Raw genomic sequence first — 13296 nt, 5'->3', positions numbered from 1 at the left:
AGATGTGCTTGTCCATTCGCTCCCTAGAGGAGGAACTGAAGCAATTTGCTCTCCTCGCCTCACACTTTGGCCGGTGCGCAGCGTGGTCACCACAGGTTCGAAAGTCGAATGGATCCCGCCGCAGTCAATTGAAAGAACCTTTCGGCCAGCGAGCTCGGCGCTGTAGATCACCCTGCCATCGCATGGTGACTCGATTGTTCCTTGAGGGTTATGGAGGTCGAGCCATACTCCCCGAGATCCACTCAACCAGGGTCTATCTGGTGGGTTAAAAGCTTTAACCAGGGTGAATCCGCCTCTGAAAGGATGGTGCCACTGCGGAACAGAATGAGACTGCGTGGCACCGTATGCCGGTAGACCTAGAAATGCAAAGGCAACGAGTGTTGCTAGTCCTATGTGTGTCAGCATCTTGCGAAGATCAGGAAATGTCGCCATAGTCCACGATCTCTCTAAAAGTCATCTGTATGCATGAGCATGCTTGAACCTGTGGAAAACACGGAGAGGACGTACGACCTGTGGATAAAAAGTGAGCAATCACAAGCTCAATTTCGTCATTGCACACCTTCTGAAGGCCGAATCTCCGTGACGAATACGGTAGGATTGAACAGCATTCGCTATGCGGATGACTTCGCGTGCCATTTTCCGAGCACCTCACGGAAGTGAAAGTGCCGGGGCAGTTGCGTCACGGTCCAATGGGTCGCAACGTCATGGCACCAGGGCCGAAAGGCACATTAACCGAGAAAACCGGGGGAAACCCCATGATCCCGCTCAGCGGGGAAAGGACGATGCAATGGCAATCGTCACCATGCGCCAGCTTCTGGAATCTGGCGTTCACTTCGGGCACCAGACCCGTCGTTGGAACCCGAAGATGAAGCGCTTCATCCTGACCGAGCGTAACGGCATCTACATCATCGACCTCGAGCAGACCATTGCCGATATCGATATCGCCTTCGACTTCGTCAAGGAAACCGTTGCACACGGCGGAACCATCCTCTTCGTCGGCACCAAGAAGCAGGCACAGGAAGCTGTCGCCGAGCAGGCACAGCGCGTTGGCATGCCCTATGTGAACCACCGCTGGCTCGGTGGTATGCTCACCAACTTCTCCACCGTTTCCAAGCGCCTCCAGCGTCTGAAGGAACTTGAGCAGATCGACTTCGATGATGTTGCCTCTTCCGGTCGCACCAAGAAGGAACTGCTTATGATGCGTCGCGAGAAGGACAAGCTCGCTCGCACCCTCGGCGGTATCCGCGATATGGCCAAGGTTCCTTCCGCAGTGTGGATCGTTGACCCCAAGAAGGAACACCTCGCTGTTTCTGAAGCTCGCAAGCTCAACATCCCGATCGTTGCCATCCTGGACACCAATGCTGATCCGGACGAGGTCGACTACCGCATTCCCGGCAACGACGACGCGATTCGCGCGGTTGCACTGCTGACCCGCGTGATTGCAGACGCAGTTGCTGAAGGCCTGCTTGCACGCAGCGCCGGCCGTAAGAATGCTTCTGAGGATTCCTCTGCAGTTGAGCCTCTGGCTGAGTGGGAGCGCGAGCTCCTCGAAGGTGAAGTTGCGGCTGACGAGTCCGCAGCAGAAGCCGTTGTCGAAGAGTCCGAAAAGCCTGCACAGGACTGAGCTGAGAAAGGAATTCAGTAATGGCTAATTTCACTGCCGCTGATGTGAAGGCTCTGCGCGAGAAGACCGGCGCAGGCATGATGGACGTCAAGAAGGCTCTCCAGGAAGCCGATGGCGATGCCGAGAAGGCTCTCGAGATCATTCGCCTCAAGGGCCTCAAGTCGCTGTCCAAGCGTGAAGGTCGTCAGGCATCTGCAGGCCTGCTTGCCGCTTCGGTTCAAGATGGCGTGGGTGTTATGGTTGAGGTCAACTCCGAGACCGACTTCGTCGCAAAGAACCAGAAGTTCATTGACTTCGCTAAGTCAGTACTCGAAGCTGCAGTCGCTTCTGGTGCTTCTGATGTCGACTCGCTGCTTGCAGCCCCCATGGCTGACTCCACCGTTAAGGAGCAGCTTGATGCAATGGCCGCAGTTATCGGCGAAAAGCTCGAGATCCGTCGCGTGATTCGTGTTGAGGGCGAGAACGTTGATCTCTACCTGCACCAGACCAGCCCCGACCTGCCCCCGCAGGTTGGCGTCTTCGTCGTCACCGACGCAGCTGGAGCAGGCGTTGCACACGATATCGCGATGCACGTCGCTGCCTACATGCCCGCTTACCTTGACCGCGACTCGGTCCCGGCCGATATCTTGGAAAAGGAACGCGCCACCCTCGAGAAGATCACCCTCGAGGAAGGCAAGCCCGAGAAGATCGTCCCCAAGATCGTTCAGGGACGTCTTGAGGCATTCTTCAAGGACAACTGCCTGGTCGATCAGGCATTTGCTCGCGATCCTTCAAAGTCCGTCGGACAGGTCCTGCGCGAGGCTGGTGCAAAGGTCACCCAGTTCGTGCGCGTCCACGTCGGCGCCTGATTTCGTGTGATGGCCCCGCTTCTGGCGGGGCCATCGCCCTATCTCTTTCGACTCAGCACATATTCAAAGGAGAAGAATTCATGCCAGCTGCTCGTCGTGTCCTGCTCAAACTCTCAGGTGAGGCTTTCGGCGGAGGTTCCGTCGGTCTCGATCCCACGGTAGTCCGCTCAATCGCAGAACAGATTGCAGATGCCGTTCACGCTGGGATCCAGGTTGCAGTCGTCGTTGGTGGCGGTAACTTTTTCCGTGGTGCTGAGCTCTCTCGGCAGGGGCTTGACCGCTCCCGCGCAGACTACATGGGAATGCTCGGAACCGTCATGAATGCCCTGGCGCTTCAAGACTTTATTGAGCAATCCGGTGTCCCGGCGCGTGTTCAAAGTGCGATTGCTATGCAGCAGGTCGCAGAACCTTACATTCCTCTGCGCGCAATCCGTCACCTGGAGAAAGGCCGTGTCGTTCTTTTCGGTGCTGGCGCGGGCCTTCCATATTTCTCCACCGATACTGTCTCTGCTCAGCGAGCCTTGGAAACTCATTGCGATGAACTGCTTGTCGCAAAGAATGGCGTAGACGGCGTCTATGATGACGATCCCCGCATTAACCCCGATGCGAAGAAACTTGACTTTGTCACCTACCAAGACGCCTTGAGTCGAGGCCTGAAAGTTGTCGATGCGGCAGCGTTTGCTCTTGGCCAGGAAAACGGTCTCACAATGCGCGTCTTTGGCATGTCCGAAGCTGGTAACGTTACTGCAGCGCTACGAGGCGAAAAAATCGGTACGCTTGTGCTCAGCGAATCACACTGAAAGGAACACTTCCGTGATTGATGACATCCTGCTCGAAGCAGAAGACAAGATGGATAAGACGGTCGAGGCTGCCCGCCATGAGTTTGGAAATATCCGCACTGGCCGTGCAAATGCCGGTATGTTTGAACAGCTTTTGGTGGACTACTACGGTGCCCCGACTCCCATGCAGCAACTTGCTTCTTTCCAGATTCCCGAGGCCCGCACGGTTCTGATTTCTCCTTTCGACCGCACCGCGACTCAAGAAATTATTAAGACCCTGCGTGAGTCGGATCTGGGTGTCAACCCGACCGATGACGGCAATGTTGTCCGCGTGGTTCTGCCTGCGCTGACTGAAGAGCGTCGTAAGGAATACGTGAAGCAGGCTAAGAACAAAGCCGAAGACGCTCGCGTTTCTGTTCGTTCTATCCGTCGTAAGGCCAAGGAAGCTCTTGATCGCCTAAAGAAGGACGGCGACGCAGGTGAGGATGAGGTCGAACGCGCAGAAAAGGCTCTCGAATCCGCAACGAAGGCGCGTGTTGAGCTGATCGACAAGCTCTTGGCTACGAAGGAAAGCGAACTCCTGACAATCTGATGTCGGCTTCATCCCATCAACCGCGTCCCTCAGTGTTTTCGCGCGTCTTCTCTCCGGAGCCGCGCGAAAACAATCAGCCACTTGCACCCACCGGGCGTGCGGGTCGGAACCTTCCGGCAGCCATTTCTTCCGCTGTCGTGCTGATTGCTCTTCTTGTCGCTTCACTGCTTGTTGTTCAAGGTATTTTTGTCGCCTTTGTATGCTGCATTGCCCTCCTCGGTTTATGGGAGTTGGGTGGAGCCTTTGCTCGCGTGGGCACACGTCTTGCCATGGCGCCGCTGTATCTTGGCGCAATTGGGATGATGGTGTGCGCGTGGTTCTTGGGCCCCGAGGCCGTCACAATGGCGCTGTACTTGACGGTTTTTGCTGTCGTCGCATGGAGACTGGTTGATGCGCCGACTCCTTCCAGAATCACTGACATCATTGCGAGTGTCTTCAGTGCCGTTTACGTTCCTTTCTTGGCCTGCTTTGTTGTCCTCTTGCTGCGAGATTTTCGCTCGCCCGCGGTGATCGGTGTTTATGTCCTTATCACCGCCTTTAATGACATCGGTGGATGGCTTGCGGGAATTATGTTTGGTAAACACCCCATGGCACCGCGACTGTCTCCGAAGAAGTCATGGGAAGGCTTTATCGGCTCTTTGCTTTTTTGCATCCTCACGGGAATCGGCGGATTTATGCTGCTGGGCGCAACGTGGTGGTGGGGTGTTATTGCCGGTGTCTGTGGCTGTGTGTGTGCGACGATCGGGGACCTTACCGAATCTTTAATTAAGCGTGAGGTTGGGCTCAAAGATATGTCGGGATTGATCCCCGGGCACGGTGGTGTGCTTGATCGTATCGATTCACTGCTGATGACCGCCCCGGTTTTCTATGTGATCTTTATTTTCGCTTTGCGTTAAGTTCGCATCTGAATGAAAGCACTTGAGGGTGCATGCGACTAGGCTATGCACGGGGAGAGGAGGAGTAACGAATGAGCACAAGCAATCGAGCAAGACGAGAAGTTCGCCCGACAGACCAGTTACCTGAGGGTGCGACCTCGCCTGATGCGAAGCCTCGAGTTACTTTTACAGCGCGTCGGCGCGGTAAGGCTCCTCGCCACCTTGCAGATTTCGATCAGAAGGAACGCAAGGAGTTTGTGTCCGAGGCCGGACTTCCTTCCTTCCGCTCTGATCAGCTGTCGCGCCACTACTTTGAGCGTCATGTCAGCGATCCTGCCTTGATGACGGACATGCCAAAGAGTGCCCACGATCTTATTGCATCGACTCTCCTTCCGCCTCTTGTTCGTGAGGTTGCCGTTCTGGAAGCTGATGGCGGAGAAACACTCAAGCACCTATGGGAGCTTTATGATGGCGCCCGTGTTGAATCCGTTTTGATGCGTTACACCGACCGTACGACGCTTTGCATCTCTTCCCAAGCTGGATGCGGTATGGGCTGTCCTTTCTGCGCTACAGGTCAGATGGGACTAACCCGAAATCTCTCAACCGCAGAGATTATTGACCAAGTGCGCGCTGCCCACCAAGCATGTGAAGAAGGGCTGGTTGGAGGCTCTCCAACACACCTGTCAAATGTGGTCTTCATGGGAATGGGGGAGCCTTTAGCGAACTACAAGGCGGTAGTCGCGGCTCTTCACCGTATTATCGATCCCGCACCTGCCGGTTTTGGGATGTCTGCACGGAACGTGACTGTTTCAACGGTCGGTTTGGTTCCCGCAATTGATCGTCTCTCTCAAGAAGGTCTGCCGGTGACTCTTGCGGTCTCACTGCACACCCCGGATGATGACCTTCGTGATGAGCTCATCCCCATTAACTCCAGATGGAAAGTAGGAGAGCTTCTGGATGCGGCACGCAGGTACTTTGTGGCTACTGGTCGGCGCGTTTCTATCGAATATGCGCTGATTAAAGACATGAACGATCAGGTTTGGCGTGCTCAGTTGCTGGCAGATGAGCTCAATAAGAGAGGCAGGGGATGGGCACACGTCAATCCCATTCCTTTGAATCCCACCCCTGGTTCGATCTGGACCGCATCCACCCGTCGGGCGCAGGATGCATTTGTGAAGACGCTGCGAGACAATGGAATCTCGACAACGATTCGAGATACACGGGGTTCCGATATCGACGGGGCTTGCGGCCAGCTCGCAACGGCTGTTAATAACCGTGAGCGTGCACGTCAGAGTGTACGTGAGAATAGTGCATACGAAGAGGAGAAGTGATGGGCGACGCTTTCCCGACTACGGGAATCTTCCGGCGCGGTTACGGTAGGGATGCCGTAGACGAGTTCTTCATCGATGCTCGTCATGCATACGAAGGAGGGCTTCCGGCTGAACAGTTCAGTGCTGAACAGGTTCGTCAAGCGTCCTTCCCAAGGCAACGTAATGGCTATGACACCCAAGCGGTAGATGCGGCAATGAGTCGACTTGAAGCTGCTTTTGTTCAGCGTGACCGCGCCGACCATATCGCTGTTAATGGCGAAGGCGCTTGGTACGAAAAGGTAGCCGATCGTGCGACGACACTGTATCCGCGCCTGCTTCGCCCCTACGGACAGCGTTTTTCACATCCCCGTTCGGGAATTGGCTATAACGCTGAACAGGTCGATGACCTTTTGGATCAGATTGCAGCTTTCTTTGATGATCGTGAGGATCTGGCTGCTGATGATGTGCGGCATACGCTTTTCAAGTCCGCACGTGGTAAAAAAGCCTATGCAATGGGTCCGGTCGATGCCTATCTTGGGCGCGCCGTTGAAATCCTTCTTTCAGTGAACTGACACATGAGTACACAGGTTGTTCTGCTTGGTTCTACGGGATCAATTGGCACACAGGCTCTTGAGGTTATTGACCAGCACCACGAAGATTTCGAGGTTGTTGCCCTGAGCGCTGGCGGCCATTCTCTTGAGCTTTTGGCAGAACAATGTGTTCGTTATCGGCCTCGAGTCGTTGGAATCCACGATGGTGATGCGCACAGGCTTGAGCGCCTGATTGCTGCGACTGCTGGTGAAATTCCAGAGATTTTGGTCGGATCGGATGCTTCAACACAAATTGCGGGATCCTTCCCTCGCGCAGTCGTCCTCAACGGTATTACCGGCGGTGTTGGGCTAGGGCCTACCCTTGCGGCCCTCGAGGCCGGATCGACTCTTGCCTTGGCAAATAAAGAATCTCTGGTTGTTGGTGGGCCCCTAGTCCGGCGGGCAATGAAGCGTGATGGGCAAATTGTCCCTGTCGATTCAGAACACTCGGCCATTGCCCAATGTCTCGCCAGTGGAGTTCACGAAAAAGGTTTGACCGCACAGCGAGTCACTGGCAAGAGTGAGCTTGCCCAATTGGTCCTCACGGCCTCGGGAGGGCCTTTTAGGGGGAAGAAACGCGCTGATCTGGCGGAAGTAACCCCGCAGCAGGCGCTGGCGCACCCAACGTGGAATATGGGACCCGTTGTCACCATTAATTCATCCACTCTGGTCAATAAAGGCCTAGAACTCATCGAGGCACATCTTCTGTTCGATGTTCCGGCCTCGGATATCGTCCCAGTCGTTCATCCTCAGTCCATCGTCCACTCTATGGTGACCTGGAAGGACGGGGCGACGATTGCGCAAGCCTCGCCCCCCGATATGAAGCTTCCTATTGCATTGGGATTGACATGGCCGAAGCGACTTCCAGATATCGAAAAACCAGTGGATTTCCTTCAGCGACAAGAATGGACTTTTGAGCCGGTTGATTCGCAGACTTTCCCGGCAATCAATTTGGCACGTGCGGCTGTTAGTGAATCGCCGACCCATCCCGCTGTGTACAACGCTGCAAACGAAGTTTTTGTTGATGCATTTCTACGCGGACAGCTTGCGTATCTGTCGATCGTGGATCTTCTTGAGGAGGTTCTGACCGAGCACCAAGGTATCGATGAGCCTACGCTGGACGATATTCTTGGCGCCCAAGAGTGGGCCAAGGCTTCTGCTCGTTCTCACATTATGTGAGAGGAAAGAAAAAGGTTTCTCGTGGGAATTATTGGTGTTCTAGTCATCGTCGTGGGGTTGTTGATTTCTGTCGCACTTCACGAATGCGGCCATATGATTCCTGCAAAAAAATTTGGCGTTTACGTTCCTGAGTTTGCTGTCGGTTTTGGACCTCAGATTTTTGGCATTAAAAAAGGGGAGACGACCTATTCTCTTCGAGCGATTCTTCTGGGTGGCTACGTCCGTTTGGTAGGGATGTTTGCACCGGCTCGCGACGGGGTGAAAACGACGAATCGACGCGGAAACCCGACCCTTGCACAGGAGGCTCGCGAGGCCAGTATGGAAGAAATTCCGGAAGGCTACAGCTCTCGCGCATTTTATCTTCTTCATCCCGCACAGAAGATCATCGTCATGATCAGTGGTCCTCTGGTCAATCTATTCCTTTCGATTCTCTTCCTATCGATTGCTCTGGTTGGGATTGGAATTCCCAAAGCCTCGTTGACACTGAGCGAGGTTCCCCAGCAGCTGACTGCCCAGGGAACCACCGTCGACGCGCCGGCATACGCCGCAGGTATTCGAGCGGGGGATACGATCACGGGGGTCAACGGCAGTGCCGTCACCTCGTGGGAGCAGATGCGTCAAAGCATTGCAGACTCACAGGGCAGTATCGATATTGACTACTTGCGAAATGGCCAACTTTTCCACGTGAAAGTCGATCCGCTGCGATCAGGAGACAGCGTCAGTATCGGTGTCATTGCGGGGACCGAATATCAAGCCGCCAGCGCGGGAACTGTTGCCTCAGCCGTGGGGGAGACCTTTACCGGCACAGTGAGCGTCGTTGCCCGTCTACCAATTGCCCTGTGGGATGTTGGTCGTTCGATTTTCACAGGTGCACCCCGTGATTCGGGCGGGGTCATGTCGGTTGTCGGTATCGGCAGGATTGCTGCAGATGCAACCTCGTCTGACGTCACGTCGAGCAGCGGTGGGTGGATGCGTTCGGCTGCACTATTGCTGTCGATCCTGGCTTCCCTGAATATGGCGCTCTTTGTGTTTAATCTTCTTCCTTTCCCGCCGCTCGATGGAGGACATATCGTTCCGGCAATCTATGAATGGATTCGGCGAGGCCTTGCTCGGGTACGTGGAAGGAAAGTGCCGCCGCCGGTTGATACTGCACGGCTCATGCCACTGACATACGCGATGGGCACGATCTTGGTAGCGATGACCGTTCTGCTGATGATTGCAGATATTGTCGCGCCAATTACTCTGCAATAGGCCGCTCACATCGCTGCGAGCTTTCATCGGTTTCATCAGCGTCTGGCTGGCCCGGGTGCCAGCTGCATACAAGTGGGAGATAATGACAAGGTGACTGAAATTAACTTAGGGATGCCCAGCGTCCACGAAGCTCCTTTTCCGCGTCGCAAGACTCGTCAAATCATGGTGGGGGATGTGCCTGTTGGTGGGGGTGCTCCCGTTTCTGTTCAGTCAATGACCACAACGAAGACCCACGATATCGGTGCGACGCTGCAACAGATCGCAGAGCTCACCGCAGCGGGCTGCGACATTGTTCGTGTTGCGTGCCCGACTGATAAGGATGCTGAAGCACTGCCAATTATTGCTAAGCAATCGCGCATTCCTGTTATTGCCGATATTCACTTCAACCCGAAGTATGTTTTTGCAGCGATTGAGGCCGGTTGCGGTGCGGTTCGCGTAAACCCCGGAAATATTCGTAAGTTCGACGATCAGGTCAAGGAAATTTGCCGCGCTGCTTCCGATCATGGAACCTCGCTGCGCATTGGTGTGAATGCGGGTTCTTTGGATCCGCGTCTTCTCAAGAAGTACGGTCGTGCAACCCCTGAAGCCCTTGTTGAATCAGCAGTCTGGGAAGCATCCCTCTTTGAAGAGAACGACTTCCATGATTTCAAGATTTCGGTCAAGCACCACGATGTTTTGACGATGATTCAGGCCTACCGTTTGCTCTCTGAAAAGGGCGATTGGCCGCTTCACCTTGGCGTGACCGAGGCCGGGCCAGCCTTCCAGGGCACCATTAAGTCCTGCGCGGCTTTCGGTGTGCTCTTGGCTGATGGTATTGGCGATACGATCCGTGTTTCTCTTTCTGCACCTCCTGTTGAAGAGGTCAAGGTCGGCACGAAGCTCTTGGAGTTCATGGGCCTGCGTGAAAAGACCCTCGAGATTGTTTCCTGTCCTTCCTGTGGGCGTGCGCAGGTTGATGTCTGGACACTGGCAGAAAATGTCACTGAAGGCCTCAAGGATCTGACTGTGCCCTTGCGCGTTGCCGTCATGGGCTGCGTTGTCAACGGTCCAGGCGAGGCTCGTGAGGCAGACCTCGGTGTGGCCTCGGGCAATGGTAAGGGACAGATCTTCATCCGTGGGGAGGTTGTCGAAACCGTTCCTGAAGATGACATTGTCCCAACCCTCATTAAGCATGCGAACCTGCTTGCCGAAGAAATGGGACTCGAAGAAGGTGAGGGATCTGTCGAGGTTCTTCCGGTTATTCGATAAAGGCAACAATCGCGAAGAATTCACGTATCCTTCCATATAAGAACATTGAATGTAACAGCCTGATCAAAGGGGATTTGTTATGAAGATTCGTACCGTAGCTGCTCTGGGGGTCCTGGGCTGTGCCGGCGCAATTTACGCGACGGGTTTTCCGCGTCGTATTGGACTGACTCGTTCCGAGGCCTCGGTTTCCCTTCCCGGCGATCTTGAGCTTCTGAATGCCGATGTCGTCGTTGATCGTGCGGTAGAGATTGACGCACTGCCGACTCGCGTGTGGGAAGTGATTGATGCTGCTTTTGAAGAAGATGAGGACGGTCGTGTCCTGATCCGCCAGGAGGGTGATTGCCTGGTGATCCGTGTTCCCGCCCCGGGACGCAATCTGGAGTGGGAAGACGAAGTGGATGAGTACACCGGTACCTGCACTTTTGCTCTTCTTCCCGAGGCCAATGGCCGTACCCGCCTTCACCTGCGTGAGCGCCACCAGGCTACCGAGTCGACTCCGCTCTGGCGCCTCTGGGCCGGCGTGTGTGCCGAGTCCTACTCAACCATGTCGATGCTGCGTGATTTGAAAGAAGCAGCAGAGGCTTTGTGAGCTGAACAATAGTCCACGGCGGGTGCAGGCTTCGTGCCTGTGCCCGCTGTGCTTTAGGATTGAGGTGTGTTAAGAACTCTTTCCTCTTTCTTCCTGCGCACGCTGCGCGAAGATCCGGCTGATGCCGAAGTTGTTTCCCATAAGCTCCTTGTCCGTGCGGGCTACATTCGTCGTACTGCCCCTGGTATCTACACGTGGCTTCCTCTTGGCCTGCGTCTGTTGCGCAAGGTAGAGGCAATTGTTCGTGAAGAAATGGACCGTATCGGTGCCCAGGAAGTCCACCTTCCTGCACTTCTTCCTGCAGAGCCCTACAAGGCGACCGATCGCTGGGATGAATACGGTCCGACCCTGTTCAAGCTGCAAGACCGCAAGGGCGGGGACTACCTCTTGGCTCCTACCCACGAGGAGATGTTCACCCTCTTGGTGAAGGATCAGTACTCCTCGTACAAGGACCTGCCTCTGACGATCTACCAGATTCAGACGAAGTATCGTGATGAAGCTCGTCCGCGCGCGGGTCTGATCCGCGGCCGTGAGTTCATCATGAAGGATGCGTATTCCTTCGATATTGATGATGCTGGTCTGGATGCTGCGTACCAGAATGAGCGCGATGCCTACGAGCGCATCTTTAAGCGTCTGGGCTTGGAGTACGTGATTGTTTCCGCCATGTCGGGTGCCATGGGTGGTTCTCGTTCCGAGGAATTCCTTCACCCCAGCCCGATCGGTGAGGATACTTTCGTGCGCTCTCCAGGAGGCTACGCCGCCAACGCCGAGGCCGTGGTGACTCCTGCTCCCGAGCCGCTTCCGTTCGATGGCATGCCCGAATCTGAGATGCGCGAAACTCCCAATGCGCCGACTATCGAGGCCTTGGTTGAGCGCTCGAATGAGCTTTACCCCCGCGATGATCGCCCGTGGCAAGCCTCGGATACATTGAAGAGCTTCGTTGTCACACTCACGCATCCTGACGGCGAGCGTGAGGTCGTCCTCTTGGGTGTGCCCGGTGATCGTGATGTCGATATGAAGCGTCTCGAGGCTTCGGTCGCGCCAGCAGAAGTTGAGATGGCCGGTCCGGAAGATCTGGCAAAGCACCCCGAGTTGGTGCCCGGTTACATCGGTCCCATGGCTGCAGGACCGAATTCACCTGCTCGCCACCTTGATGAGGATGGTAACCCTGTGGGTGGTATTCGCTTCTTGGTTGATCCTCGCGTGGTTGATGGGACCACGTGGATCGCTGGTGCAAATACTCCCGGAAAGCACGTGTACTGGCTGACGATGGGGCGCGATTTTACCGCCGACGGTACCATCGAGGCCGCCGAGGTCCGCGAGGGCGATCAGGCTCCAGATGGCTCTGGTCCGCTTCACTTGGAACGCGGTATTGAAGTTGGTCATATCTTCCAGCTTGGCCGCAAGTACGCAAAGTCTTTGGGCCTGACTGTTCTCGACCAAAATGGCAAGAGCCAGGTTGTCACCATGGGCTCATACGGCATTGGTGTTTCCCGTGTCCTGGCCGCACTTGCTGAATCCAATAGCGACGAGCGTGGTCTGGCATGGCCTGCGAATATTGCGCCATTCGATGTTCACGTTCTTGCTACGGGTAAGACGGACGAGGTTTTCGAGGCCGCTGAGTCGATCTCATCGGCATTGGACCGTGATGGCTTTGATGTCCTCTTTGATGATCGTCGCAAGGTATCTGCCGGTGTGAAGTTTGCCGATGCCGAACTGGTCGGTCTTCCGATTGCGGTTGTTATTGGCCGAGGATTGGCAGAGGGAAAGGTCGAGATTCGTCTCCGCGCAAGTGGTGAGTCTTTCGAGGTTCCGGTCGACTCTGCGGTTGAGCGTATTGAGCAGCTTCATCGTGAGCTGATGGGGGAGGGTAAGTAAATGGCTCTGCGTGAGATCCGTGTGATCGGTGATCCGGTCCTTCGAACCCCCTGTGATCCCATTACTGATATCGATGCTTCTGTGAAGTCATTGGTCGAAGACTTGCTTGAGACTGTCAATATGGATGGGCGCGCAGGTCTTGCGGCAAACCAAATCGGTGTGGGGTTGCGTGCGTTCTCCTACAACATTGATGGAGAGATCGGCTACGTTCTGAACCCGAAGATTGTTGAGCTCAGCAAAGATGAGTATCAGGACGGTGATGAAGGCTGTCTGTCTGTTCCCCAGCTCTGGTTCCCCACGCAGCGTGCGTGGTATGCCCGCTGCGAAGGTGTTGACTTGGATGGAAAGCCAGTAGTGATCGAGGGTGAAGAGCTGATGGCTCGTTGTATTCAGCACGAGTGCGATCACCTTGACGGCATGCTCTATATTGATCGACTGGATCGCAAGACGCGTAAACGCGCTCTACGTGAAATTCGCGAGGCAAACTATTAAAAGACAGATGTCGAACTGATCTTTGCGCAACTGCGGCGGAT

Annotated in this window: 13 protein-coding genes; all 13 read left to right on the top strand. The window is 55.1% G+C overall.

The window, feature by feature from the left end:
• Window positions 1–787 precede the first annotated feature (787 nt).
• The 13 genes from rpsB to def all read left to right on the top strand — a co-directional run bounded on the left by rpsB (window position 788) and on the right by def (window position 13255).
• Window positions 788–1624: a 30S ribosomal protein S2 gene (gene rpsB, locus QZR18_RS03300; protein WP_178706255.1), complete on the top strand. Its 837-nt coding sequence runs from the start codon at window positions 788–790 to the stop codon at window positions 1622–1624.
• A 20-nt stretch (window positions 1625–1644) separates the two neighbouring features.
• Window positions 1645–2472 carry a translation elongation factor Ts gene (gene tsf / locus QZR18_RS03295; protein WP_178706258.1) on the top strand — a complete coding sequence of 276 codons (828 nt, stop codon included), beginning with the start codon at window positions 1645–1647 and terminating at the stop codon, window positions 2470–2472.
• 80 nt (window positions 2473–2552) lie between these two features.
• The gene (gene pyrH, locus QZR18_RS03290) at window positions 2553–3272 is read left to right on the top strand and encodes a UMP kinase (protein WP_009748073.1); all 720 of its coding nucleotides are present in this window, start codon (window positions 2553–2555) and stop codon (window positions 3270–3272) included.
• A gap of 13 nt (window positions 3273–3285) precedes the next feature.
• Window positions 3286–3843, top strand: coding sequence for a ribosome recycling factor (gene frr, locus QZR18_RS03285; protein ID WP_009748074.1), 558 nt, complete (start codon window positions 3286–3288; stop codon window positions 3841–3843).
• Window positions 3843–4739: a phosphatidate cytidylyltransferase gene (locus QZR18_RS03280; RefSeq protein ID WP_295910338.1), complete on the top strand. Its 897-nt coding sequence runs from the start codon at window positions 3843–3845 to the stop codon at window positions 4737–4739. The genes frr and QZR18_RS03280 overlap by 1 nt, the downstream gene beginning before the upstream one ends.
• A 71-nt stretch (window positions 4740–4810) precedes the next feature.
• Window positions 4811–6049 (top strand): 23S rRNA (adenine(2503)-C(2))-methyltransferase RlmN, encoded by a 1239-nt coding sequence (gene rlmN / locus QZR18_RS03275; protein WP_178706264.1) that lies wholly within the window; start codon window positions 4811–4813, stop codon window positions 6047–6049.
• The gene (locus QZR18_RS03270; RefSeq protein WP_178706266.1) at window positions 6049–6600 is read left to right on the top strand and encodes a DivIVA domain-containing protein; all 552 of its coding nucleotides are present in this window, start codon (window positions 6049–6051) and stop codon (window positions 6598–6600) included. Before rlmN ends, QZR18_RS03270 begins: the two co-directional genes overlap by 1 nt.
• Before the next feature lie 3 nt (window positions 6601–6603).
• Window positions 6604–7797: a 1-deoxy-D-xylulose-5-phosphate reductoisomerase gene (gene dxr, locus QZR18_RS03265; RefSeq protein ID WP_178706269.1), complete on the top strand. Its 1194-nt coding sequence runs from the start codon at window positions 6604–6606 to the stop codon at window positions 7795–7797.
• A 21-nt stretch (window positions 7798–7818) separates the two neighbouring features.
• Entirely contained in the window at window positions 7819–9048 is a 1230-nt protein-coding gene (locus QZR18_RS03260) for an RIP metalloprotease (protein WP_178706272.1), read from the top strand.
• A 111-nt stretch (window positions 9049–9159) separates the two neighbouring features.
• The gene (ispG, locus tag QZR18_RS03255; protein ID WP_178706301.1) at window positions 9160–10296 is read left to right on the top strand and encodes a flavodoxin-dependent (E)-4-hydroxy-3-methylbut-2-enyl-diphosphate synthase; all 1137 of its coding nucleotides are present in this window, start codon (window positions 9160–9162) and stop codon (window positions 10294–10296) included.
• A 79-nt stretch (window positions 10297–10375) separates the two neighbouring features.
• Window positions 10376–10885 (top strand): hypothetical protein, encoded by a 510-nt coding sequence (locus QZR18_RS03250; protein WP_178706275.1) that lies wholly within the window; start codon window positions 10376–10378, stop codon window positions 10883–10885.
• Between the two features lie 66 nt (window positions 10886–10951).
• Window positions 10952–12763, top strand: a complete 1812-nt coding sequence (locus QZR18_RS03245; protein ID WP_178706277.1) for a proline--tRNA ligase — start codon at window positions 10952–10954, stop codon at window positions 12761–12763.
• On the top strand, window positions 12764–13255 hold the full coding sequence (gene def / locus QZR18_RS03240; RefSeq protein WP_178706280.1) for a peptide deformylase: 492 nt from the start codon (window positions 12764–12766) through the stop codon (window positions 13253–13255).
• The last annotated feature ends 41 nt before the right edge of the window (window positions 13256–13296 follow it).

Origin of the sequence: uncultured Actinomyces sp. (genome assembly GCA_900541895.1) — a bacterium.
In the GTDB taxonomy this organism is placed as follows: Bacteria; Actinomycetota; Actinomycetes; order Actinomycetales; family Actinomycetaceae; genus Pauljensenia.
This window is presented reverse-complemented; position numbering and strand designations above follow the sequence as displayed.

Coding starts and splice junctions, on each gene's coding strand:
- QZR18_RS03270 (WP_178706266.1), top strand. CDS start 6,049: ATGGGCGACGCTTTCCCGACTACGGGAATCTTCCGGCGCGGTTACGGT.
- def (WP_178706280.1), top strand. CDS start 12,764: ATGGCTCTGCGTGAGATCCGTGTGATCGGTGATCCGGTCCTTCGAACC.
- dxr (WP_178706269.1), top strand. CDS start 6,604: ATGAGTACACAGGTTGTTCTGCTTGGTTCTACGGGATCAATTGGCACA.
- pyrH (WP_009748073.1), top strand. CDS start 2,553: ATGCCAGCTGCTCGTCGTGTCCTGCTCAAACTCTCAGGTGAGGCTTTC.
- ispG (WP_178706301.1), top strand. CDS start 9,160: ATGCCCAGCGTCCACGAAGCTCCTTTTCCGCGTCGCAAGACTCGTCAA.
- rlmN (WP_178706264.1), top strand. CDS start 4,811: ATGAGCACAAGCAATCGAGCAAGACGAGAAGTTCGCCCGACAGACCAG.
- QZR18_RS03250 (WP_178706275.1), top strand. CDS start 10,376: ATGAAGATTCGTACCGTAGCTGCTCTGGGGGTCCTGGGCTGTGCCGGC.
- rpsB (WP_178706255.1), top strand. CDS start 788: ATGGCAATCGTCACCATGCGCCAGCTTCTGGAATCTGGCGTTCACTTC.
- tsf (WP_178706258.1), top strand. CDS start 1,645: ATGGCTAATTTCACTGCCGCTGATGTGAAGGCTCTGCGCGAGAAGACC.
- QZR18_RS03280 (WP_295910338.1), top strand. CDS start 3,843: ATGTCGGCTTCATCCCATCAACCGCGTCCCTCAGTGTTTTCGCGCGTC.